Source organism: Variovorax sp. J31P179 (genome assembly GCF_030316985.1).
Lineage (GTDB): Bacteria > Pseudomonadota > Gammaproteobacteria > Burkholderiales > Burkholderiaceae_C > Variovorax > Variovorax ginsengisoli_B.
The window spans coordinates 85,208-108,317 of sequence record NZ_JASZYL010000005.1; the positions used below are offsets into that span (position 1 = coordinate 85,208).

At 69.4% G+C, this 23,110-nt stretch carries 17 protein-coding genes; 14 read left to right on the plus strand and 3 right to left on the minus strand.

Features of this window, described 5'->3' with window-relative positions; genetic code table 11:
* Window positions 1-3 precede the first annotated feature (3 nt).
* The gene (locus QTI17_RS14260) at window positions 4-3,138 is read right to left on the minus strand and encodes an efflux RND transporter permease subunit (protein WP_286523799.1); all 3,135 of its coding nucleotides are present in this window, start codon (window positions 3,136-3,138) and stop codon (window positions 4-6) included.
* Window positions 3,135-4,376, minus strand: a complete 1,242-nt coding sequence (locus tag QTI17_RS14265; protein WP_286533905.1) for an efflux RND transporter periplasmic adaptor subunit — start codon at window positions 4,374-4,376, stop codon at window positions 3,135-3,137. The genes QTI17_RS14260 and QTI17_RS14265 overlap by 4 nt, the downstream gene beginning before the upstream one ends.
* A 205-nt stretch (window positions 4,377-4,581) precedes the next feature.
* Here QTI17_RS14265 and QTI17_RS14270 point away from each other — a divergent pair, with 205 nt between their 5' ends.
* The 8 genes from QTI17_RS14270 (at window position 4,582) to QTI17_RS14305 (ending at window position 12,992) form a co-directional block, all read left to right on the plus strand.
* The gene (locus tag QTI17_RS14270; RefSeq protein WP_286533906.1) at window positions 4,582-5,079 is read left to right on the plus strand and encodes a hypothetical protein; all 498 of its coding nucleotides are present in this window, start codon (window positions 4,582-4,584) and stop codon (window positions 5,077-5,079) included.
* A 101-nt stretch (window positions 5,080-5,180) separates the two neighbouring features.
* Window positions 5,181-6,548, plus strand: a complete 1,368-nt coding sequence (miaB, locus tag QTI17_RS14275; RefSeq protein ID WP_286533907.1) for a tRNA (N6-isopentenyl adenosine(37)-C2)-methylthiotransferase MiaB — start codon at window positions 5,181-5,183, stop codon at window positions 6,546-6,548.
* Window positions 6,548-7,975: a sensor histidine kinase gene (locus QTI17_RS14280; RefSeq protein ID WP_286523804.1), complete on the plus strand. Its 1,428-nt coding sequence runs from the start codon at window positions 6,548-6,550 to the stop codon at window positions 7,973-7,975. The genes miaB and QTI17_RS14280 overlap by 1 nt, the downstream gene beginning before the upstream one ends.
* Window positions 7,976-8,007: 32 nt before the next feature.
* A complete protein-coding gene (locus tag QTI17_RS14285; RefSeq protein ID WP_286533908.1) occupies window positions 8,008-8,640 on the plus strand; it encodes a hypothetical protein in 633 nt (210 codons plus the stop codon).
* A 28-nt stretch (window positions 8,641-8,668) separates the two neighbouring features.
* Window positions 8,669-10,105 (plus strand): sigma 54-interacting transcriptional regulator, encoded by a 1,437-nt coding sequence (locus QTI17_RS14290; protein WP_478140065.1) that lies wholly within the window; start codon window positions 8,669-8,671, stop codon window positions 10,103-10,105.
* Window positions 10,106-10,300: 195 nt separating this feature from the next.
* The gene (locus tag QTI17_RS14295; RefSeq protein ID WP_286533911.1) at window positions 10,301-10,504 is read left to right on the plus strand and encodes a hypothetical protein; all 204 of its coding nucleotides are present in this window, start codon (window positions 10,301-10,303) and stop codon (window positions 10,502-10,504) included.
* Window positions 10,505-10,509: 5 nt separating this feature from the next.
* Window positions 10,510-12,507 carry a glucans biosynthesis glucosyltransferase MdoH gene (gene mdoH / locus QTI17_RS14300; protein WP_286533912.1) on the plus strand — a complete coding sequence of 666 codons (1,998 nt, stop codon included), beginning with the start codon at window positions 10,510-10,512 and terminating at the stop codon, window positions 12,505-12,507.
* A 146-nt stretch (window positions 12,508-12,653) separates the two neighbouring features.
* Window positions 12,654-12,992, plus strand: a complete 339-nt coding sequence (locus QTI17_RS14305) for a DMT family transporter (RefSeq protein ID WP_286533914.1) — start codon at window positions 12,654-12,656, stop codon at window positions 12,990-12,992.
* 338 nt (window positions 12,993-13,330) lie between these two features.
* Here the strand turns inward: QTI17_RS14305 and ffh are convergent, their stop codons facing one another.
* On the minus strand, window positions 13,331-14,716 hold the full coding sequence (gene ffh, locus QTI17_RS14310; protein ID WP_286533916.1) for a signal recognition particle protein: 1,386 nt from the start codon (window positions 14,714-14,716) through the stop codon (window positions 13,331-13,333).
* An 80-nt stretch (window positions 14,717-14,796) separates the two neighbouring features.
* Between ffh and QTI17_RS14315 the strand changes: the two genes are divergently transcribed.
* From QTI17_RS14315 to QTI17_RS14340, 6 genes are all read left to right on the plus strand, one after another.
* A complete protein-coding gene (locus tag QTI17_RS14315) occupies window positions 14,797-15,606 on the plus strand; it encodes a cytochrome C assembly family protein (RefSeq protein ID WP_286533917.1) in 810 nt (269 codons plus the stop codon).
* Window positions 15,603-15,839: a PP0621 family protein gene (locus QTI17_RS14320; protein WP_286523811.1), complete on the plus strand. Its 237-nt coding sequence runs from the start codon at window positions 15,603-15,605 to the stop codon at window positions 15,837-15,839. Before QTI17_RS14315 ends, QTI17_RS14320 begins: the two co-directional genes overlap by 4 nt.
* A gap of 22 nt (window positions 15,840-15,861) precedes the next feature.
* Window positions 15,862-17,550, plus strand: a complete 1,689-nt coding sequence (locus QTI17_RS14325) for a two-component system sensor histidine kinase NtrB (RefSeq protein WP_286533918.1) — start codon at window positions 15,862-15,864, stop codon at window positions 17,548-17,550.
* A gap of 4 nt (window positions 17,551-17,554) precedes the next feature.
* Window positions 17,555-19,054, plus strand: coding sequence for a sigma-54-dependent transcriptional regulator (locus QTI17_RS14330; RefSeq protein ID WP_286533920.1), 1,500 nt, complete (start codon window positions 17,555-17,557; stop codon window positions 19,052-19,054).
* 118 nt (window positions 19,055-19,172) lie between these two features.
* Window positions 19,173-19,817, plus strand: a complete 645-nt coding sequence (gene ampD, locus QTI17_RS14335; protein ID WP_503011059.1) for a 1,6-anhydro-N-acetylmuramyl-L-alanine amidase AmpD — start codon at window positions 19,173-19,175, stop codon at window positions 19,815-19,817.
* 339 nt (window positions 19,818-20,156) lie between these two features.
* On the plus strand, window positions 20,157-23,072 hold the full coding sequence (locus tag QTI17_RS14340) for a ribonucleoside-diphosphate reductase subunit alpha (protein ID WP_286533921.1): 2,916 nt from the start codon (window positions 20,157-20,159) through the stop codon (window positions 23,070-23,072).
* Window positions 23,073-23,110 lie beyond the last annotated feature (38 nt).

Sequence of the window (23,110 nt, forward strand, 5' to 3'; positions counted from 1 at the left end):
CCCTCAGGCCGCGGCGACGTGCTCGCCCGGCAGTTCCTGCAGCGGCCCGCTGCCGCTGTAGCGGTCGAGCGCCAGGTAGATCGCCGGCGTGATGTAGAGCGTGATCACCTGCGAGAAGATCAGCCCGCCGACCACCGCGACGCCCAGCGGCTGGCGCAGCTCGGCACCGGCGCCGAGGCCGAGCGCCAGCGGCAGCGCACCCATCATGGCGGCCAGCGTGGTCATCAGGATCGGCCGGAAGCGCAGCCGGCAGGCTTCCCGGATCGCGTCCTGCGGCCGCATGCCCTCGCTGCGCTGGGCCTCGAGCGCGAAGTCGATCAGCATGATCGCGTTCTTCTTGACGATGCCGATCAGGAGCAGGATGCCGATGGTCGCGATCAGGGTCAGGTCGAAACCGAACAGCTTGAGCGACAGCAGCGCGCCCACCGCCGCCGACGGCAGGCCGGCGAGGATGGTCAACGGGTGGATGTAGCTTTCATAGAGCACGCCGAGCAGCACGTAGATCACAAGCACGGCCAGGATCAGCAGCGCGGCCTGGCTGCCCTGCGAACTCTGGAACACCGCCGCGTCGCCGCCGTAGCTGGTGATGATCGATTCCGGCATCTTCAGATCGGCCTTGAACTGGTCGATCTTGGCGGTGGCATTGCCCAGCGGCACGTCCGGCGCGAGATTGAAAGACACCGTCACCGCCTGCAGCTGGCCCTGGTGATTGACCGAGGTCGGGCCCACCGTGCGCTTGACGGTCGAGAAGGCCGACAGCGGCACCAGCTGCCCGGCCTTGTTGCGCACCGACAGGCGCGACATGTCCTCCTCGAAGCGGCGGTCGTCGTCGGCCGCCGAGAGGATCACCTGGTAGGTGTTGCTGGCGCCGTAGATGCTGCCGATCTGGCGATCGCCGTAGGCGTTGTAGAGCGCGGTGCGCAGGTCGCCGACCGCGACGCCGAGCACGCCCGCCTTGTCGCGGTCGATGTCCAGCGTGGCCTGCAGGCCGCGGTTCTGCGAGTCGCTGGTGACGTCGCGGAAGGCCGGGTCGGCGCGCATCTTCTCCATCAGACGGTCGGCCCAGACCCCCATGGTGCCGGCGTTCACGCTTTGCAGCGTGTACTGGAAGCGGGCCTTGCTCTGGCGGCCGCCGAGGCGCAGGTTCTGCACCGGCTGCATGTAGACGGCGATGCCCGGGATCTCGCGGAAACGCTTGCGCAGCGACTCCAGCACCTGGGCCATCGGCGGACGCTGGCTGCGCGGCTTCAGCACCGCGAACAGGCGGCCGGAGTTCTGCGTCGCGGTCGGGCCGCCGACGCCGATGAAGGAATTCACGTAGTCGACGCTCGGGTCGTCCTGCAGCGCCTGGGCCACGCGGTCCTGCAGCGCCTTCATGGCCGGGAACGAGATGTCCTCGGCGGCCTCGGTCGTGATCTGGATCTGGCCGATGTCCTCCTCGGGGAAGAAGCCCTTCGGGATCGTGATAAACATCCAGGCCGTGAGCGCGAAGGTCGAGGCCGCGAGGATCAGCATCAGCGGGCGGTGGCCGAGCGTCCAGTCGAGCGAGCGCATGTAGCTGCCGTGCACCCAGCGGTAGCCGCGTTCGAAGGCGCGGCCGATGGCGGTGCCCGGCTCGGGATGCTGCTCCTCGTGGTCGAGCGTGCCGTGCGCGCGCGGCGTGTGCTTGAGCAGCCGGCTCGCCAGCATCGGCACCAGGGTCAGCGAGACGATCGCCGAGACCATCACCGCCAGCCCGACCACCACCGCGAACTCGTGGAACAGCAGGCCGATCACGCCCGGCATGAAGAAGATCGGGATGAACACCGCGACCAGCGAGATCGAGATCGAGATGATCGTGAAGCCGACCTCGCGGGCACCGCGCAGGGCCGCCGCGAACGGCTCCATGCCCTTCTCGACGTAGCGCATGATGTTCTCGAGCACCACGATGGCGTCGTCCACCACCAGCCCGACGGCCAGCGTGATGCCCAGCAGCGACACGTTGTCCAGGCTGTAGCCGAAGGCATAGAGAAGCGCCACCGCGCCGATCAGCGAGATCGGGATCGTCAGTGCCGGGATCAGCGTCGCCACCAGCCGGTGCAGGAACAGGAAGATCACCAGCACCACCAGCAGGATGGTGCCGAGCAGCGTCAGCTGGACGTCGTGCACTGCCTCGCGGATCGACAGCGAGCGGTCGTTGACCAGGTTGATCTCGACCGATTGCGGCAGCTCGGCCTTGAAGCGCGGCATCAGCGCGCGCACCGCGTCCACCACCTGCACCGTGTTGGCGTTGGGCTGGCGCTGGACCGCCAGCGAGATCGAGCTTTCGCCGTTGAAGCTGCTGGCGGTCTTGACCGACTCGAAGCTGTCCTCGATGGTCGCCACCTCGTCCAGCCGCACCGGCGCGCCGTTGCGCTGGCCGACGATGACCTTGGCGAAATCAGCCGCCTTCAGCATCTGCTCGTTGGCCTGGATCGTCAGCGTCTGGCGCGGACCGTCGAGCACGCCGACCGGCGTGTTGGCGTTGGCCAGCCGCACCGCGTTGGCGAGTTCGTCGAGCGTGATGTTGCGGGCATTGAGCAGGTTGGCGTCGGCCTTGATGCGCACCGCGAAGCGCTTCTGGCCATAGACCGCCACCTGCGCCACGCCGTCGATGGTCGACAGGGTCGGCGAGATCAGGTTCTCGGCATAGTCGTTGAGCTCGGCCGGCGTCATCGAGTTCGACACCATCGCGATGAACAGCACCGGCGCGTCGGCCGGATTGACCTTGCGGTAGGACGGCAGCTGCGTGAGCTCGGCCGGCAGCTGCCGCTGGGCCCGCAGCAGCGCCGCCTGGACGTCGACCGCGGCGGCGTCGATGTCGCGCGTGCTGACGAATTCGAGCGTGACCGAGGTCACGCCCTGGGTGTTCACCGAGCTGATCGTCTGCAGCCCCGGGATGGTCGAGAACTGCTTCTCGAGCGGCAGCGCGACCGACGAGGCCATGGTCTCGGGGCTGGCGCCCGGCAGCTGCGCCGAGACGTTGATGACCGGCGTGTTGTAGCTCGGCAGCGCCGCCACCGGAATCTGGAAGTAGGCAAAGATGCCGATCACCACCACGGCGGCGGAGAGCAGCACCGTCATCGCAGGACGACGGATGCACAGCTCGGAGATGTTCATGTGCGCTCCCGGTCCGCGACGACGCTGGCGCTGGACGGCGCGACCGAGGCCGCGCTGCCCGGCGAGGGCCCGGGTGCCGCGTTGCCGGGCTGCTGCGGCTGCTTGTCGGGTTGCGCCTGGGGCGCGTCGATGCGCACCTTGCCGCCGGGGCGCACGTTCTGCTTGCCTTCGGTGACCACCTGCTCGCCGGGCTCGACGCCGTTCACCACCACCTGGGTGCCGAAGTTGTAGATCGCCTGCACCTTGCGCCGGGCGGCCTTGCGCTCGGCGTCGACCACGTAGACCGAGTTGCCGTCGGCCAGCATCATCAGGGCCGAGGCCGGCAGCACAGTGGCGCCGTCGATCGTGCGCACCGTGACCCGGGTCTCGACGAACTGGCCGGGCCAGAGTGCCTGGTCGGCGTTGTCGAACACCGCCTTGGCGCGCACCGTGCCGATCAGCGGGTCGACCGTGTTGTCGACGAAGCTCAGGGTGCCCTTGAGCGGCGCCTTGCGCCCGGTCACCAGGGCCTCGACCGGCGTGTGCTCGCGGGCCGCCTGCAGCAGGTCCTGCAGCTTGCCTTCAGGCACCGGGAAGCTCACGGCGATCGGATCGAGCTGGGTGATCGTGACCAGCGACAGGCTGGGCTGCACCAAGGTGCCCGGGTAGATGTTGACCGCGCCGATGCGCCCGGCGATCGGCGCCTTGAGCGTGGCATAGCCCAGCGCCACCTGCGCCGACTGCACGGCCGCCCGATCGGCCGCCACCGCGGCGCGCTGCGCCTCCAGCTGCGACAAGGTCGCATCGGCGGCGCTCTTGGCGATGAAGTTCTGCGCCACCAGGTCCTGGCTGCGCTTGTACTGGCGCTCCAGGTCGGCCAGCATGGCCTCGTCGCGCTGCTGCTGGGCCCGCGCCTTGGCCAGGTTGGCCTGGTCCGGGCGGTCGTCGAGCGTGAAGAGCAGCTGGCCGGCCTTGACGAACTCGCCTTCCTTGACATGCACCTCGCGCACCGTGTTCGTCACCTGCGGCCGCAGGTCCACGCTGTTCAGCGACACCACGCTGCCGTTGACCTGGACCGTGACCGGAACGTTCTGCCGCTGGGCCGACGCCAGCGTGACCAGCGCCGGGGCACCGGCGCCGGGGGCGGCGGCCTGGGTGGCCGCGGCGCTGCGGGTCTTGGCGCCCGACCACCACCAGGTGCCGCCCGCGACGGCCACGACCAGCACGCCGGAAAGGGCGAGAACGAGATTCTTCTTCATGGGGTTCCAGATGGATCGGGATGGATCGAGGGGGCGCGGTCACACTAAATATCGCGGCGGCAACTATTGGAGCAGCGAGCCGGGAAAAGAGCCCGCGCTTGCCGTAAAGAAATGTAAAGCGTCTGGGCAGAATGGCACGTTGAGCGAATCATTCTGCGCCCCCAGGCCGCTAGAATCCGCGCTCCACAGCCTCTGGATATACCCCATGAACCGCTGCAAGAAGCCTTTTCCCAGCCTCCTGTCGATCGCCCTCGCGGTGCTGATCGTCCCCGCCGGCGCGCTCGTTGCCGGCCCTGCCGCGGCCCAGGAGCTCGACCCTTCGGCGACCCAGAACGAAGCCGCCAACGGCGGTCGCAACTTTCCGCCGGGCACCCTGCGCGGCAGCTTCTTGGTCGTGAACCCGCCCGAGATCCAGCTCGACGGCAACGCCGAGCGGCTCGCCCCTGGCGCCCGCATCCGCAGCGCCGACCGCATGCTGGTGATGCCGGCCTCGATCACCGGCCAGAACCTGCTGGTGAACTACACCCGCGACGCCGCCGGCATGGTGCGCGACGTCTGGATCCTGACCCCGGACGAAGCCCGTGCCAAGCGGGCCTCGGCCGAAAAGCCGCTGCTCAATTTCTGGCCTTTCGTTTCGGCCGACAGCGGCCCGCGCGACGACGGCAAGACGCCCTTCAACCAGTTGCCGATCTTCGGCCAGTAGACCGGCTTCGCCGGTCTCTGGCCTGCGGCCGTACTGACTAGGGCCGCATTGCGGCGCATGGCTTCCTGCGTCGGTATCCAACCTGCTCCCGGGAGAGCCTTATGACCCCCAAAGTTTTCATCAAGACCTTCGGCTGCCAGATGAACGAGTACGACTCGGACAAGATGGCCGACGTGCTGCGCGCCGCCGAAGGCTACGAGCCGACCACCAACGTGGACGAGGCCGACCTGATCCTCTTCAACACCTGCTCGGTGCGGGAGAAGGCCCAGGAGAAAGTGTTCTCCGACCTCGGCCGGGTCAAGCACCTGAAGGCCAAGGGCGTGAAGATCGGCGTCGGCGGCTGCGTCGCCAGCCAGGAAGGCGCGGCAATCATCGCCCGCGCGCCCTACGTCGACGTGGTGTTCGGGCCGCAGACGCTGCACCGGCTGCCCGAGATGCTGAGCCAGGGCGCCCGCGAAGGCCGCCCGCAGGTCGACATCAGCTTCCCCGAGATCGAGAAGTTCGACCACCTGCCGCCGGCCCGGGTCGAGGGCGCCACCGCCTTCGTCTCGATCATGGAAGGCTGCTCCAAGTACTGCAGCTACTGCGTGGTGCCCTACACCCGCGGCGAGGAGATCAACCGGCCGCTGGACGACGTGCTGGTCGAGATCGCCGGGCTGGCGGACCAGGGCGTGCGCGAGGTCACGCTGCTGGGCCAGAACGTCAACGCCTACCGCGGCCGCATGGGCGACACCGCCGAGATCGCCGATTTCGCCACCCTGATCGAGTACGTCGCCGAACTGCCGGGCATCGAGCGCATCCGCTACACCACCAGCCACCCGAACGAGTTCACCCAGCGCCTGATCGACACCTATGCCCGGGTGCCCCAGCTGGTGAGCCACCTCCACCTGCCGGTGCAGCACGGCAGCGACCGCATCCTGATGGCGATGAAGCGCGGCTACACGGCGATGGAATACAAGAGCACGGTGCGCAAGCTGCGCGCGATCCGCCCGCAGCTGGCGCTCAGCAGCGACTTCATCGTCGGCTTCCCGGGCGAGACCGAAGAGGACTTCGGCAAGATGATGCGGCTGATCGACCAGCTCGAGTTCGACGCCAGCTTCAGCTTCATCTTCAGCCCGCGGCCGGGCACGCCGGCGGCGGCGCTGCACGACGACACGCCCCACGCGGTCAAGCTGGCGCGGCTGCAGCAGCTGCAGGCCGTGATCGACGGCAACGTGCGGCGCTTCGGCGAAAGCCGCGTCGGCACGGTCCAGCGGGTGCTGGTCGAGGGCGCCTCGCGCAAGGACGCGGGCGAGCTCATGGGCCGCACCGAGTGCAACCGGGTGGTCAACTTCGAGGGCGACGCCCGCCTGGTCGGCCAGATGGTCGACCTGCGCATCACGCGCTCGCTCGCCTACACGCTGCGCGGCGAGGTCGTCACCTCCGAATCCACCGCCGCCGGCCGCTCGGCCGCGCTGCCGGTCGCCTGATGGCGAAGCTGAGCGCAGCCCGCGGCTCGTTCCAGCAACTGCTGCTGTTCGCGTTCCTCCTGATCACCGCGCTGCTGGTGGGCGTGGCGCTGCGGGCGGTGTTCCAGTACGACATCCTGATGACCCAGAGCCGCGACGCGGCGGCGCGCGCGCTCACGCTGTCGGGCGCCGCGCAGTCCCTGGCCGAGCGCAGCGCCGCGATGGAGCGCGCCGGGCGCCAGTCGCTGGTGCTCAACGACGGCGTGCTGCGGCGCCGCTTCGAAGACGCCGCGCGCGACGCCCGCCAGGTGCTCGGCCGGCTCTCCGCCAACGGCCTGGGTCCCGACGGGCCCGACAAATGGCGCGAGCAGCTGGACGTGATCCAGGGCCTGATGAGCGGCGCCCCCGAGACCTCGCTGGCGCGCGAGAGCTCGATGGCGGTGCAGTTCCGCGAACTCGATGCGCTCAACACCCAGATCGCGCAGCAGGCGCAGTTCCTGATCGAGACCCAGAACAACGAGCTGGCCCAGCGCATCGAGACCGCGCGCAAGCGGCTGATGCGGCTGGTGATCGCCGCCAGCGCGCTGGCGGCGGCGCTGGCGCTGGCCTTCGGCGTCTGGCTGGCGCGGCCCTTCAAGCGCCTGGAGCGCGCGATCGTCGGCCTCGGCGAGAACCGGCTCGACGTGCCGATCGACATCCACGGGCCGTCCGACGTGCGCCGGGTGTCGCAGCAGCTCGAGTGGCTGCGGCTGCGGCTGACCGAACTCGATGCCGACAAGGCACGTTTCCTGCGACACGTCTCGCATGAACTCAAGACTCCGCTGGCCGCCCTGCGCGAAGGCGTCTCGCTGCTGGAAGACGGCGTGACCGGCGCGCTCAATCCGGCCCAGCACGAAGTCACGCAGATCCTGCAGCAGAACACGGTCGCGCTGCAGGGCCAGATCGAGGCCCTGCTGCGTTTCAACGCCGCCGCCTTCGAGGCCCGCGAACTGCGCCGCGAACGCACGCCGCTGCTGCCGCTGATCGAAGAGCAGATCGAGGCCCAGCGGCTGCAGTGGCAGGCCAACGGCCTCACGGTGCGCGCCGAGGGCGAGCCGATCTCGGTGGTGGTCGACCCGGTCAAGCTGGGCACCGCGGTGGCCAACCTGCTGTCGAACGCGATCCGTTTCTCGGCCCGCGGCGGCACCATCACGCTGACGGTGTCGAGCACCGCCGACACGGCGCAGATCGACATCGCCGACGCCGGCCCCGGCATCGCCGACGGCGACCGCGACCGCGTCTTCGAGCCTTTCTACCGCGGCGAGCGGCAGCCCCAGCATTCGGTCAAGGGCACCGGCATCGGGCTGTCGATCGTGCAGGAGTACATTGCAGCCCATGGCGGCCGCGTCACGCTGCTGCCCGAGGGACCGGGGGCGCGATTCCGCATCGCGCTGCCACGCTCCGCCTGACCTTCATCGCCCACGCGCCCATTCCTGAGTCCATGTTTTCTTCGATCGTTCGCGGACCCGCCATCGCCTTGAGCTGCGCCCTGCTGCTGGCCGGCTGCGCCGCGCCCCGCAAGCCGCCTCCCGCGCCGGTCGCGGTCGCGGTCGCCCCGACACCAGCGCCGCCGGCGATCACCCCGGTCGAGGCCGAGCCCCTGGCCCCCGCGACCCAGCCCGGCAGCCTCTTCACGCAATGGACCCAGGGCCCGGTGGGCGCCATGCTGGCCTATGCCGACAAGGTGCGGCCGCTGGGCGCACCCGAGCTGGCGGCCGAGCTCAACCGCCTGGGCGACCTGGTCGAGACGCCCGCGGTGCAGATGCAGATGGCGATCGTGCTGGCCCAGACCCGGGTCCCCGCCGACCTCGGGCGCGCCAGCGGCCTGCTGCAGCGCGTGATCTCCAATCCTTCCGCCGACGCCCTGCCGCTGCAGCCGCTGGCCCGCACGCTGGCGGCGCGCTACGCCGAGCAGCGCAAGGTCGAGGACGACCGCGACAAGCTGGCGCAGCAGCTGCGCGACAGTCAGCGCCGCATCGACCAGCTCAACGACCGCATCGAAGCCCTGCGCGCCATCGAGCGCAGCTTCTCGCGGCCCAATCCGGCGCCGGCGGCGCCGAAGCCGGCGCCATGAGCGCAATGCGAAGCACGAAGGTCCCTTCATGAGCAGCGCGCCGCCCCCGGCACCGAAGCCGCCCGATACAGCCGCGGTCCCGACGGCCCGCGGCGCCCGCCTGCTGGTGGTCGACGACGACGCCGACATGCTGCGCCTGCTGTCGATGCGGCTGATGTCGGCCGGCTACCAGGTCACGGCCGTGACCTCGGCCGAGTCGGCGCTGACCCAGCTCGAGATCGAACATCCCCAGCTGGTGCTCTCCGATGTCCGCCTGCCGGGCCGCGACGGCCTGGCACTGTTCGACGAGATCCGCAAGCGCCATCCGACCCTGCCGGTGATCCTGCTGACCGCGCACGGCACCATTCCCGACGCGGTCGAGGCCACGGCGCGCGGCGTCTTCACCTACCTCACCAAGCCCTACGACGCCCGCGAGCTGCTCGAGAAGATCGCCCAGGCGCTGGCCCTGGGCGCGCCGGCGGCGGCGCCCGGCAAGGGCGGCGACGAAAGCTGGCGGGCCGAGATCGTGAGCCGCAGCAACCGCATGGCCGAGTTGCTGGCCGAGGCCCGGATGGTTGCCAAGTCCGACGCCAGCGTGCTGCTGCGCGGCGACAGCGGCGCCGGCAAGGAAGTGCTGGCGCGCGCCATCCACCGCGCCAGCGCGCGCGCCGACAAGCCCTTCGTGGCGGTCAATTGCGGCGCCATTCCCGAGGCGCTGCTCGAATCCGAGCTGTTCGGCCACATGAAGGGCGCCTTCACCGACGCGGTCGCGAACCACAAGGGCCTGTTCCAGCAGGCCGACGGCGGCACCCTGCTGCTCGACGAAATCGGGGACATGCCGCCAGCGCTGCAGGTCAAGCTGCTGCGTGTGCTGCAGGAGCGCGCGGTGCGCCCGCTCGGCGGCAGCCAGTCGATCGCGGTCGACGTCCGGATCATCTCGGCCACCCACCGCGACCTCGACGCCGCGATGGAGGCCGGCCAGTTCCGCGAAGACCTGTACTACCGCCTCAACGTCGTGACACTCAGCCTGCCGCCGCTGTCGGCGCGGCGCGAGGACATCCCGCTCTTGGCCAATCACTTCCTGCAGCGGCTGTCGACCAAGTACGGCAAGCGGCTGTCGGGCTTCGCGCCCGAGGCGCTGAAGGCGCTGACCACCGCCTCCTGGCCCGGCAACGTGCGGCAGCTGTTCAACGTGGTCGAACAGGTCTGCGCGCTGTCGAGCTCGCCGCTGATCCCGCTGGCGCTGGTGCAGCGCGCGCTGCGCGTGCCGAGCGTCGAAGTCCAGACCTACGCCGAGGCCAAGCAGCGTTTCGAGCGCGACTACCTGGTGGGCCTGCTCAAGCTGACCGACGGCAACGTGGCCGATGCGGCCCGCCTGGCCGACCGCAACCGCACCGAGTTCTACCGCCTGCTGCAGAAGCACGAACTCACGCCCGGCCACTTCAAGGCCGAGACCCCGTCGCCGGGGGGCGAAAACGGTCGCTGACCAGCGACACGCCAAGTCGTTGATTTGATTGGGTTTTGTCGGTCAGGCTCGCAGGCTGTCGGGCCTAGGCGACAAATTCGGGGGTCTGGCGGCCTTTCTGGGGTCCGAGCTCCCCCGAAAAACCGGAAATTCAGTCCAAGCGATTGATTTCAAAGGGTTTTTCAGCCCTGGCACAGGGTTTGCCCCTGTACAGGCATGACAGCACTCACCAGCCCCACTTTCGCACTGCGTCCGCAGCGCGACGGCCTGCGTCAAAAGCAGTTTTCCCTCTCGCGGCCCCGTGCCGCGGGTCAGTTGCTGGCATCCCAGGCGGGCGCCGGCCATTTCGCGCCCGAGAGCGTGTTCAAGCGCTTTCCGGCAATCGGCGACACGCCCTCCTTCGACAAGCAACGCGGCTGAAGCACATGAAGCCCACCCACTACGCCCAACCGAAGCTGCTGGCCGAGAGCGATTTCTCGCACCGCAGCCCGCTGCGCGAGGAACGCCACCCGAATTCGGTGACGGCGCCCCCGATCAACCGCGGCTCCATGGCGCCTCGCCCATGGCGTGGATTCTGGAACAGCATCGGCACCGCCCTGCTGGTCAAGCTCGGCGCCGGCCGCAATGCCGCCGCCCAGGCCGCGCCCTCGGCAAGGCAACCTTGGCAGCGCGCCGCGTCCCAGCGCCGCCTCGCCTTCCTGGCGCTGACGGTGCTCAGCACGGTGGCAGCCGCGACGCTGTTCGCCCGGGTCCAGCCCGACTACGACAACCTGTGGCTCGAATACAGCCAGATCGCGCTCTACGCCGTGCTGTCCGGTTGGGTCGTGACCGGTTTCGTGACCGCGCTGATGGGCTTCTATGTCTCGGTGCGCGGTGACAAGCACGCGCTGTCGGGCAAGCAGGTCGCCGACCATCCGATGAACCCCGAGGCACGGACGGCGATCATCATGCCGATCTGCAACGAGGACGTGGCGACCGTGTTCGCCGGCCTGCGCGCCACCTGCGAATCTGTGGCCGCCACCGGCCACGCGAAACAGTTCGACGTCTTCGTGCTGTCCGACAGCTACACGCCCGAGATCGCGGCCGCCGAGCGCGCCGCCTGGGAAGACCTGCGCGCCGCGCTGGCCGACAGCCCGAACCAGCCGCAGGTCGAGGTCTACTACCGCCTGCGCACCCGCCGCACGCACCGCAAGGCCGGCAACGTGGCCGACTTCTGCCGCCGCTGGGGCAAGGACTACCGCTACATGGTCGTGCTCGACGCCGACAGCGTCATGAGCGGCGACTGCCTGACCTCGATGGTCAAGCTGATGGAAGCCAACCCGACCGCCGGCATCATCCAGACCGCGACCCAGGCCATCGGCCACGTCACGCTGCACGCCCGCGCCCAGCAGTTCGCCTCGCGCATGACGGGCCGCCTGTTCACGCTCGGCATGCAGTTCTGGCAGCTCGGCGAATCGCACTACTGGGGCCACAACGCGATCATCCGCGTCCAGCCCTTTATGGACCACTGCGCGCTGGCGCCCATCAAGGGCAAGGGCGGCATGGCGGGCGGCATCATGTCGCATGACTTCGTCGAAGCCGCGCTGATGCGCCGCGCCGGCTTCCACGTCTGGCTGGTCGCCGACCTGGTCGGCAGCTACGAGCAGCAGCCGCCGGACCTGCTGTCCGAGCTGCAGCGCGACCGCCGCTGGTGCCAGGGCAACCTGCAGAACGCCCGCCTGATGGCCGAGCCCGGCCTGCACCCGGTGCACCGCGCCATGTTCGTCACCGGCACCATGGCCTACCTCTCGGCGCCGCTGTGGCTGGCCTTCCTGACCCTGGGCACCGCGCTGTGGCTGACCGGTTCGAGCGTGGTCGAGCACTGGCTCGCGATGCCGATGGAACTCGTCGGCCTCTGGCTGTGGACCCTCTGCCTGCTGTTCCTGCCGCGCATCCTGGGCCTGGTCGCGGTCGTGATCCGCGGCGAGCAGCGCCAGTTCGGCGGCATCGGCGGCCTGCTCAAGAGCGCCACGCTCGAAAGCGCGATGGCGATCGTCCAGGCACCGGTGCGCATGCTGGCCCACTCGCTGTTCGTGGTGGTGGCCCTCACCGGCCTCAAGCTCGACTGGAAGTCGCCCCCGCGCGAAGCCGCCGCCGTGTCCTGGCGCATCGCGATCTCGCAGCTGGCTCCGATGTCCTTCGTGATCGCCGCGCTGGCCGTCGGCATCGCGCTGATCGATGCCAGCGCCCTCACCTGGCTGATGCCGGTGGGCCTGCCGCTGCTGCTGGCGATCCCGCTGACGGTGCTGACCAGCCAGATCGGCTTCGGCATCGCGCTGCGCGAACGCGGCTTCCTGCTGATCCCCGAGGAATCGCGCTCGCCTGCGGTGCTGCGCAGGGCCTGGATGCATGCGCTTCGGCTGTCGCGGCCGGTTGCGGCCTGAGCAGGTTCTAGCCTTTGAGAAAAAGCCCCGCGATGCGGGGCTTTTTCGTTGGTGGCCGCGGCCGATGCCCAGCTACCATGGCGAACCCGGGTACCGCCATCCACCCGTCTTCGCGCCCGGTATCGGCGCCGGACGCGGAGGTGTCCGTGCGTCAACAAACCATTGCCTGGCTGATCCTCGCGGCCAGCGTAGCCGCGGAAGTGCTCGGCACGCTGGCGCTTCGCCATGCCGCGGGCTTCACGCTGCTTCTTCCCTCGCTGGCAGCCGCCGCGTGCTATGCGGCCGCCATCTGGTGGATGGCGCTCGCGGTCAGGCATCTGGAGATCGGCCTGACCTATGCGGTCTGGGCCGGGAGCGCCACGGCGCTCACGGCCATCGCCGGAATCATCTGGTTCGGCGAGGCGGCTACCGCGCTTCGCATCACGGGGCTGCTCATGGTCGTCGGCGGCGTGGTCGCGCTGAACCTGAGCGCTCACTCAGGATGAATCCGAGCGCCTGGATTCGATACGACGCTATTGGTTCGGGGCGGGCTCACGTCGACGGCGTACTCTGCTCCGCGAATGTCCCCCGCCCTTCGGGCTCCTCCTTTATTTCGCTGCGCAGAGCACACCATCGGCGTGAGCCGTCAAGCCGGTGGTTCATCCTCAGCCAGCACTCCACGGCGCTACCCGTGCCGAGGGCACCGGGCGGCCCCCGCAGCGAAGTAAAGGAGGAGGCCGCAGGCCGGGGGACATGAGCGGAGGGGGCCACCCGGTGCCCTCGGCACGCACCCCTGCAGACCAGCGCCAGAAAGGGAAAGGGCGCCTTGCGCGAACCCCAGGACTCAGAAGCGCGGCATCCCGCCCCCGCCGCCCATCGGCGGCATGCCCTTCATGCCACCCATGCGCTTCATCATCTTCATGAGGCCGCCGCCTTTCATCTTCTTCATCATGGTCTGCATCTGCTCGAACTCGTTGAGCAGCCGGTTCACTTCCTGCACCTGAACCCCGGCGCCGGCGGCGATGCGGCGCTTGCGGGTGGCCTTGAGCAGCTCGGGCTTGCGCCGCTCCTGCGGCGTCATGCTGTTGATGATCCCTTCCTTGCGCCGGATGTCGCGCTCGGCCCGGGTCATGTCGGCCTCGGTGGCCTTGGCCGCCATCTGGGCGGGCAGCTTGTCCATGATGCTCGACAACCCGCCCATCTGCTTCATCTGCTGCAGCTGGCCGAGGAAGTCGTTGAGGTCGAAACCGACGCCGCTCTTGACCTTGGCCGCCAGCTTCTGCGCCGCCGCCACGTCGACCCCGGCCGTGACCTGCTCGACCAGCGCGACGATGTCGCCCATGCCCAGGATGCGGCCGGCATGGCGCTCGGCATCGAAGACCTCGAGGCCATCGATCTTCTCGCTCACGCCGGCGAACTTGATCGGCACGCCCGTGACCTGCCGCACCGACAGCGCGGCCCCGCCGCGCGAGTCGCCGTCGGTCTTGGTCAGGATGATGCCGGTCAGCGGCAGCGCTTCCTTGAAGGCCTTGGCGGTGTTGATCGCGTCCTGGCCCTGCATCGCGTCGACCACGAACAGCGTCTCGACCGGGTCCAGCGCCGCGTGCAGCTGCTGGATTTCCTGCATCAGCACCTCGTCGATGGCGAGGCGGCCGGCCGTGTCGACCAGCAGCACGTCGAAGAAGTGCCGCTTGGCGTGGTCGAGCGCGGCCCGCGCGATGTCGAGCGGCTTCTGGTCGGGCGTGCTCGGGAACCATTCGGCGCCGGCCTGCTTCGTCACCGTCTTGAGCTGCTCGATGGCGGCCGGCCGGTAGACGTCGCCGGACACGGTCAGCACCTTCTTCTTGCGCTTCTCGATGAGGTGCTTGGCCAGCTTGGCGGTGGTGGTGGTCTTGCCGGCGCCCTGCAGGCCGGCCATCAGGATGACGGCCGGCGGCTGGGCGGCGAGGTTGATGTCGGCCACGCCCTCGCCCATGGTGGCGGCGAGCTCGCGGTTCACGATGCCGACCAGCGCCTGGCCGGGCTTCAGCGAGCCCAGCACCTCCTGGCCGAGCGCCTTTTCCTTGACGCGGGCGACGAAGTCGCGCACCACCGGCAGCGCGACGTCGGCCTCGAGCAGGGCCATGCGCACCTCGCGCAGCATGTCCTGGACGTTGCTTTCGGTGATGCGGGCCTGGCCGCTGACCTGTTTGACGAGGCGGGAGAATTTTTCTGTGAGGGCGCTGGCCATGATGCTTCCCGCTGGACGGGACCGGTATGAAGACGGGAGCGGCGGCATTCCGCAGAAGGCGAGAAGCTAAACTCCAGCCGATGATTTTAGCGATCCCCTCCCCGCTCGGCGTGGCACTGGGCATCGCCACCGCCGCCGCCTATGGCGTCACCGCCGCCGCCGCCTCCCGCCTCAGCCGCTCCTCGACCCAGTGGCTGCTGGCGCTGGCCTGGCTGCTGCACGGCCTGACGCTGGCCACCGGGCTGGCCGGCGGCACGCCGCGCTTCGGCTTCGCGCCGGCGATTTCGGTGACGGCCTGGCTGGTGTTGACGGTCTACGCCATCGAAAGCAGCCTCTATCCCCAGCTCAAGGTGCGCCGCGCGCTGGCGGTGCTGGGCGCGGTCGCGGTGATGCTGGCCGTGCTGTTGCCCGGCACGCCGCTGCATGTCTCGGCCTCGCCGTGGCTGCCGCTGCACCTGGCGCTGGGCATCGCTTCCTACGGCCTGTTCGGCGCCGCCGTGGTCCACGCCTGGCTCATGACGCGGGCCGAAAAGCAGATCCGGCTGGCGGCCGAACCGCAGGGCGGCGTCCCGCTGCTGACGATGGAACGGCTCACCTTCCGCTTCGTGACCGCGGGCTTCGTGCTGCTGTCGGCCACGCTGCTGGCCGGCCTGCTGTTCAGCGAGACGCTGTACGGCGGCGCGGTGCGCGGCTGGAAGTGGGACCACAAGACCGTCTTCTCGGTGCTGGCCTGGCTCACGTTCGCGATCCTCCTGACCGGCCGCGCCCGCTTCGGCTGGCGCGGACGCACCGCGCGGCGGGTCCTCTACGCGGGCTCGGCGCTGCTGCTGCTGGCCTACGTGGGCTCGCGCTTCGTGCTCGAAGTCGTTCTTTCTCGCGCCATCTCATGAAATACCTGCTCGTCTTCGCGGTGGTCTTCATCGCGGTCTGGCTCTGGCGCAAGAATCGGCGCGAAGAGATGCAATCGCGCCCGCCGCCGCAAAAACCCCCCGCCGTCGGCGCGCCGCAGGCCATGGTCCGCTGCGCCCACTGCGGCCTCCACCTGCCCGCCGCCGACGCGATCGCCGGCCCCGACGGCGCCGTGTTCTGCAGCGTCGCCCACCGCCAGGCCGCGAGCCGATGAAACAGCCCGCGCCGCGCCTGCCATGACCGCGCTCCTGCGTGCCCGGGGCGAGCCGGCGACCGACTGGAGTTCGCTCGAACACTTCGACGGCCAGAGCACCGCGCTGAAGCGCCTGTGGCGTGGCTTCGTGGCCGCGCGCTGCTTCGTGGCGATGGTGCTGCTGCTGCTCCAGGCGCTGGCCTTCGTGCTCGGACAGGCGACCCAATCGGCCACCGTCGCCCTGTGCGCCGGCTATCTGGTCGCCACCCTGCTGGCCGCGCGCTATGCGCCGGTGCAGCAGATCCGCAGCCTGGGCCAGACCTGGATCGCGACCATCGGCATCGACCTCGTGGTCTTCGCCGCGCTGCAGGTGCTGCAGGTCGGGGGCATCAATTACTCGCCGCTGTTCGCGCTGCCCGTGCTGATGGGGGCCGTGCTGGGCAGCGGCGCCGTCGGTCTCGGCACCACCGCGGCCGCCACCCTGCTGCTGCTGGGCCACGCGACCTGGTACTGGCTCGAACAGCCGGGCGACACCTCGCCGCGCTTCGTGCAGGCGGCGCTGACCGGCACCGGCCTGTTCGTGGTCGCGCTGATCGCCCACGAGATGGCCCGCCGGCTCACGCGCGAGGAAGCGCTGGCCCAGCGCAACCGCAGCGCGGCGCAGATGCACGCGCTGGTCAACGACCTGGTGATCGAGACCCTCAGCGAGGGCGTGCTGGTGCTCGATTCGGAGGGTCAGGTCCATGCCGCCAACCCCGCCGCGGATGCGATCCTGGGCCAGGGCCTGGCCCAGATGGAGCTGCCGTTCAAGCTCGACGCCCACCCGGCCTGGGTCGCGCTGGCCGCGCTGGCGCGCCAGACCTTTGCCCGGCGCAGCCCGCAGTCGAAAGAGATCCCGGTCGCCCAGGCCCAGGGCGCGGCGCGCGAGGTGCGGGTGCGCACCCGGCTGACCCGCTCGCCGGACCCGAACTCGGAGAGCCTGTGCGTGATGTTCCTGCAGGACCTGCGCGAGCTCGAGGCCCGCATCCGGACCGAGAAGCTGGCCGCCATGGGCCGCATGTCGGCCGCCGTGGCGCACGAGATCCGCAATCCGCTGGCCGCGATCACCCAGGCCAGCGCCCTGCTGGCCGAGGACCTGGTCGACCCGGCGCACCGCCAGCTGACCACCATGGTGCAGCAGAACGCCCAGCGCCTGTCGCGCATCGTCGACGACGTGCTCGACGTCGCCCGGGCCCGGCAGCAGCGCGTGCTGCCGCTGGGCGAGCAGGTGGCGCTCGACGCCACCGTGCGCACGCTGGCCGAGGAGTGGGTGCTGCATTCGCAGCGCCAGGGCGTGCTGCTGGTGCTCGACGCGCCGGGCCGCGACGTCCGCTTCGACATCGAGCACCTGCGCCGCATCCTCGTGAACCTGCTCGACAACGCGGCGCGCTACGCCGGCGACCGCGACGGCTCGATCCAGGTGGCGACCCGGCTCAACCCCGCCGGCCGGGCCACGCTGCAGATCTGGAGCGACGGCGCGCCGCTCGAGCCGGCGGTGCAGCGGCATCTGTTCGAGCCCTTCTTCTCGTCCGAGAGCCGCTCGAGCGGCCTGGGCCTGTTCCTCTGCCGCGAGCTGTGCGAGCGGCACGGCGCCACCATCGGCTACGAACGCCGCGCACTGTCCGCGGCCGGGCCCGAAGGCAACGAGTTCTTCGTTTCGTTTGCCGACGCCGAGACCCGGCTGACACAATAGCCGCGTGAGCACCCCCCATCCGTCCACGCCGCGCCCCGCCCAGATCCTGGTCGTCGACGACGAACCCGACCTGCGCACGCTCTATGAACTCACGCTGCTGCGCGAGGGCTACCGGGTCGAAGCCGCCGGCAGCGTGGCCGAGGCTTCCCAGCACCTCGACGCCGGCCGCTTCGACGCCGTGATCACCGACATGCGGCTGCCCGACGGGCTCGGCATGGAGATCCTGCAGCGCATCCAGCAAGACCAGCGCGGCGAGCGCTGCGTCGTCATGACCGCCTACGGCTCGGCCGAGAACGCGGTCGAGGCCCTCAAGGCCGGCGCCTTCGACTACCTCACCAAGCCGGTCGACCTGAAGCAGTTCCGGGCCGTGGTGGCTTCCGCGGTGCAGGCCACCGCGCAGCTGGCCGGTGCGCGGGCGGCCCGGCCAGTCGACGACGGCGCCAAGATCGCCAGCGCGGTCGGCAGCGGCGGCGCCGCCGCACTCGAGCGGCTGGTCGGCGACTCCGAGCCGATGCGCATCGTCAAGGCCCGCATCGCCAAGGTGGCGCGCGGCATGGCGCCGGTACTCGTGCGCGGCGAATCCGGCACCGGCAAGGAACTGGTCGCCCGCGCCGTCCATGCCTGCAGCCAGCGCAGCGACGGTCCCTTCGTCGCGGTCAACTGCGGCGCCATTCCCGAGAACCTGCTCGAAGCCGAGTTCTTCGGCGCCCGCAAGGGCTCCTACACGGGCTCCGCACAAGACCGCGATGGCTATTTCCAGGCTGCGCGCGGCGGCACGCTGTTCCTCGACGAGATCGGCGACCTGCCGCTGGCCATGCAGTCCAAGCTGCTGCGCGCGATCCAGGAACGCAGCGTGCGGCCGATCGGCTCGACCCAGGAGGACGCGGTCGACGTCCGCATCGTGAGCGCCACCCACAAGGACCTTCAGGCCGAGGTCCAGGCCAGCCGGTTCCGGCAAGACCTGTTCTATCGCCTCAACGTGATCGAGATCGCGGTGCCCGCGCTGCGCGAGCGCCGCGGCGACCTGCCGGCGCTGTGCAAGGCCCTGCTGGCGCGGATCGCGCGCGATGCCGGCATGCCGGTGCCGACCTTGTCGGCCGAGGTGCTGCAGCTGCTCGCCGAGCATCCGCTGCACGGCAACGTGCGCGAACTCGAAAACCTGCTGCACCGGGCCGTGGCCTTGAGCGACGGCGACATGCTGCACCTCGACTTCGTCGACAGCACCTTGCAGCCGAGCGAGCTGCCGCTGCGCGAGCCGGCCGCGCCGATCTACGCCGCGGCCGCCATCGCGTCGCCCCCGAAGGGCGGCGCCGCCGAGGTGCCGAACGACCTGCAGGGCTACCTCGACCAGCAGGAGCGCGAGATCCTGATCCGCGCGCTGCAAGAAACCGGCTTCAACCGCACCGCCGCGGCGGCCCGGCTGGGCCTGAGCCTGCGGCAGATCCGCTACCGGATCGCGCGCCTCGGCATCGCGACGCCAAACGGCGACGGCGCCGATGAATGAGCCCCCACGCTCCCCCACTGCGTGTGGGTCGCTGCCCCCCGAGGGGGCCGCAGGCCGCCTTGGGGCGGCCCGGCGCCGGCCTGAATCGCCCCCACGCTCCCCCACTGCGTGTGGGTCGCTGCCCCCCGAGGGGGCCGCAGGCCGCCTTGGGGCGGCCCGGCGCCAGCCTGAGCCCCCGCTCTGCGCCACGGGTCTCTGGCACGACGGCTGGTATCGCTTCGCGCGTCCGCTGCGCTCGCCCAACTTCGGGCCGCGGCCGGCCGGCGCCGACATCGACCTGATCGTGCTGCATTCGATCAGCCTGCCGCCGGGGCAGTACGGCGGCGACCAGGTCCAGCAGCTGTTCACCAATCGCCTCGACTGGGATGCGCATCCCTACTTCGGCAGCATCCGCGGCCTCGAGGTCTCGGCGCACTTCTATGTGCGGCGCAATGGCGAGCTCTGGCAGTTCGTGAGCTGCGACGACCGCGCCTGGCATGCCGGTGCGTCGTCCTGGCGCGGCCGCGCGAACTGCAACGACGATTCGATCGGCATCGAGCTCGAAGGCATCGAGGGCGGGCCCTTCGAAAGTGCCCAGTACGAGACCCTGGCCAGCCTCTGCCCGGCGATTGCGCAGCGCCATGCGATCCGCTTCATCGCCGGCCACCAGCACATCGCACCCGGCCGCAAGGAAGACCCGGGCGCCGGCTTCGACTGGCGCCTGCTGCGCGAGCAGCTCGGCTGGGACGGCGCGATGTTCCCCCCGGACACCATCGGCCGCTAGTTTTTTTCAATCGCCGGACGGCTCGCGATGCGTCCGCACGACGGCTTGCCCAGAGCGGCCCAAGTGCAGCAACCATGCGGTTTCCAAGCCCAAAAACGGCCGCAACGCCCGTCGGGCGTGGGCTGCGCTACCGTCGATCAACGGACACGGGGCACAAGCGCATTCCGGCCCCGCCATGCACCTAAAAACATTTTTTAACATTTATGGAAAACACTACATCTAGTGGGTTGTAGACCCACCAGACCCTAGATATAGTGTGTCCTGCCCGGCGCCCGACGCCCACACCCATGGCCGCCCTGGCACCGCCGCCCCAACAAGAATTGCCAACCGAGGTTTCGCATGCAAACTGCCCTGAGCACCCCCTCCGCCCCCCATTCCTCCTCGACGCCGCTCCAGCAGCGCGATGTCGCCGGCTCACCCGCCAGCAACGCGCTGGCCCACTACCAGATCATCCGCCGCAACGGCGCGGTGGTGCCCTTCGAGCCCAACAAGATCGCGATCGCGATGATGAAGGCCTTCCTCGCCGTGCACGGCACCCAGGGCGCGGCATCGGCCAGCGTGCGCGAGACGGTCGACACCCTGACCCAGGCCGTGGTGCGCGCAATGGTGCGCTCGCGTCCCGGCGGCGGCACCTTCCACATCGAAGACGTGCAGGACCAGGTCGAACTCGGCCTGATGCGCGGCGGCCACCACGAAATCGCCCGCGCCTACGTGCTGTACCGCGAGCGCCGCTCCCAGGAGCGCAGCAAGCAGGGCGAGCAGGAAGCCCCGATCGCGGTCTCCACGCTGCACGTGCTGGACCGCGGCGAACGCGTCGCGCTCGACCTCAACGAGCTCAAGGGCCTGATCGAATCCGCCTGCACCGACCTCGGCGACAGCATCACGGCCGGCCCGATCGTGGCCGAGACCATGCGCAACCTGTATGACGGCGTGCCGCTCGACGAGGTCTACAAGGCCTCGATCCTGGCCGCCCGCACGCTGATCGAGAAAGACCCCGACTACACCTTCGCCACCGCCCGCCTGCTGCTGCACACGATCTTCAAGGAAGTGATCGGCCGCGAAGTGCCGCTGGCCGAACGGGCCCAGGCCTACGCCGACTACTTCCCGCACTTCATCAAGAAGGGCGTCGACAACGAGCTGCTCGACGAGAAGCTGCTGCAGTTCGACCTGGCCCGCCTGGGCGCGGCGCTCAAGCCCGAGCGCGACCTGCAGTTCGACTACCTCGGCCTGCAGACCCTGTACGACCGCTACTTCCTGCACGTGCGCAAGTCGCGCATCGAGCTGCCGCAAGCCTTCTTCATGCGCGTCGCGATGGGCCTGTCGCTCAACGAGATCGACCGCGAAGCCCGCGCCATCGAGTTCTATGAGGTGATGTCGTCCTTCGACTTCATGTCGAGCACCCCGACCCTGTTCAACAGCGGCACCCTGCGCTCGCAGCTGTCGAGCTGCTACCTGACCACCGTGCCCGACGACCTCGACGGTATCTACGAATCCATCAAGGAAAACGCGCTGCTGTCGAAGTTCGCCGGCGGCCTCGGCAACGACTGGACCCGCGTGCGCGCCCTCGGCAGCCACATCAAGGGCACCAACGGCGAATCGCAGGGCGTCGTGCCCTTCCTCAAGGTGGTCAACGACACCGCGGTGGCGGTCAACCAGGGCGGCAAGCGCAAGGGCGCCGTCTGCACCTACCTGGAGACCTGGCACCTCGACATCGAGGAATTCCTCGAGCTGCGCAAGAACACCGGCGACGACCGCCGCCGCACGCACGACATGAACACGGCCAACTGGATCCCCGACCTGTTCATGCGCCGCGTCATGGAAAAGGGCAGCTGGACCCTGTTCTCGCCGTCGAACGTGCCCGACCTGCACGACAAGTTCGGCCTCGACTTCGAGACCGCCTACGTCGCCTACGAAGAAAAGGCTGCCCGCGGCGAGATCACGCCGAGCCGCACGCTGCAGGCCTCGGACCTGTGGCGCAAGATGCTCACGATGCTGTTCGAGACCGGCCATCCCTGGATCACCTTCAAGGACGCCTGCAACGTGCGCTCGCCGCAGCAGCACGCCGGCGTGGTCCATTCGTCGAACCTCTGCACCGAGATCACGCTCAACACCAGCGACACCGAAACCGCGGTCTGCAACCTCGGCTCGGTCAACCTGCTGCAGCACCTGAAGGACGGCAAGGTCGACCAGGCCAAGCTCCAGCGCACCATCTCCACCGCGATGCGGATGCTCGACAACGTGATCGACATCAACTACTACGCGGTCAAGAAGGCGCGCGACTCCAACCTGCGCCACCGCCCGGTCGGCCTCGGCCTGATGGGCTTCCAGGACGCGCTCTATGAGCTGCGCATCCCCTACGCCTCGCAGGACGCCGTGCAGTTCGCCGACGAATCCATGGAAGCGATCTGCTACCACGCCTACTGGGCCTCGACCGAGCTGGCGCGCGAACGCGGCAAGTACTCGAGCTACAAGGGCTCGCTGTGGGACAAGGGCGTGCTGCCGCCCGACACCCTCGACCTGCTCGAGAAGGCCCGCGGCGGCTACGTCGAGGTCGACCGCTCGTCGACGCTCGACTGGGACGCGCTGCGCCAGAAGATCAAGACCGACGGCATGCGCAACTCCAACTGCGTCGCCATCGCGCCGACCGCCACCATCTCCAACATCATCGGCGTCGACGCCTCGATCGAACCCTGCTTCGGCAACCTGTCGGTCAAGTCGAACCTGTCGGGCGAGTTCACGGTCATCAACCACTACCTGGTGCGCGACCTCAAGCGCCTGGGCCTGTGGGACGACGTGATGGTGATGGACCTGAAGCACTTCGACGGCTCGCTGCGCCCGATCGACCGCGTGCCGCAAGACGTCAAGGCGCTCTACGCCACCGCCTTCGAGGTCGAGACCACCTGGCTCGTCGAGGCCGCGGCACGGCGCCAGAAGTGGATCGACCAGGCACAGTCGCTCAACATCTACATGGCCGGCGCATCGGGCAAGAAGCTCGACGACACCTACAAGCTGGCCTGGCTGCGCGGTCTCAAGACCACCTACTACCTGCGCACGCAGAGCGCGACGCACGCCGAGAAATCGACCGTGCAATCGGGTCGCCTCAACGCCGTGTCGTCGGGCAGCGGCGATGCTTCATCGGGCATGAGCGCACTCGAAGCGGCAGCGCGCGCAGCGCAAGCGCAACTCAGCGCGATGCCCGCCACCGACATCGCGTTCTGCGGCGTCGACGATCCGACCTGCGAAGCCTGCCAGTGATGTCGGCCTGAAGTTGTCGTGGTTCGCGGCATCGACTG

What these genes read in the sequence shown, in the direction of transcription:
- QTI17_RS14260 (WP_286523799.1), bottom strand. Translation starts at nt 3,138, where the DNA reads ATGAACATCTCCGAGCTGTGCATCCGTCGTCCTGCGATGACGGTGCTG.
- QTI17_RS14265 (WP_286533905.1), bottom strand. Translation starts at nt 4,376, where the DNA reads ATGAAGAAGAATCTCGTTCTCGCCCTTTCCGGCGTGCTGGTCGTGGCC.
- QTI17_RS14270 (WP_286533906.1), top strand. Translation starts at nt 4,582, where the DNA reads ATGAACCGCTGCAAGAAGCCTTTTCCCAGCCTCCTGTCGATCGCCCTC.
- miaB (WP_286533907.1), top strand. Translation starts at nt 5,181, where the DNA reads ATGACCCCCAAAGTTTTCATCAAGACCTTCGGCTGCCAGATGAACGAG.
- QTI17_RS14280 (WP_286523804.1), top strand. Translation starts at nt 6,548, where the DNA reads ATGGCGAAGCTGAGCGCAGCCCGCGGCTCGTTCCAGCAACTGCTGCTG.
- QTI17_RS14285 (WP_286533908.1), top strand. Translation starts at nt 8,008, where the DNA reads ATGTTTTCTTCGATCGTTCGCGGACCCGCCATCGCCTTGAGCTGCGCC.
- QTI17_RS14290 (WP_478140065.1), top strand. Translation starts at nt 8,669, where the DNA reads ATGAGCAGCGCGCCGCCCCCGGCACCGAAGCCGCCCGATACAGCCGCG.
- QTI17_RS14295 (WP_286533911.1), top strand. Translation starts at nt 10,301, where the DNA reads ATGACAGCACTCACCAGCCCCACTTTCGCACTGCGTCCGCAGCGCGAC.
- mdoH (WP_286533912.1), top strand. Translation starts at nt 10,510, where the DNA reads ATGAAGCCCACCCACTACGCCCAACCGAAGCTGCTGGCCGAGAGCGAT.
- ffh (WP_286533916.1), bottom strand. Translation starts at nt 14,716, where the DNA reads ATGGCCAGCGCCCTCACAGAAAAATTCTCCCGCCTCGTCAAACAGGTC.
- QTI17_RS14315 (WP_286533917.1), top strand. Translation starts at nt 14,797, where the DNA reads ATGATTTTAGCGATCCCCTCCCCGCTCGGCGTGGCACTGGGCATCGCC.
- QTI17_RS14320 (WP_286523811.1), top strand. Translation starts at nt 15,603, where the DNA reads ATGAAATACCTGCTCGTCTTCGCGGTGGTCTTCATCGCGGTCTGGCTC.
- QTI17_RS14325 (WP_286533918.1), top strand. Translation starts at nt 15,862, where the DNA reads ATGACCGCGCTCCTGCGTGCCCGGGGCGAGCCGGCGACCGACTGGAGT.
- QTI17_RS14340 (WP_286533921.1), top strand. Translation starts at nt 20,157, where the DNA reads ATGCAAACTGCCCTGAGCACCCCCTCCGCCCCCCATTCCTCCTCGACG.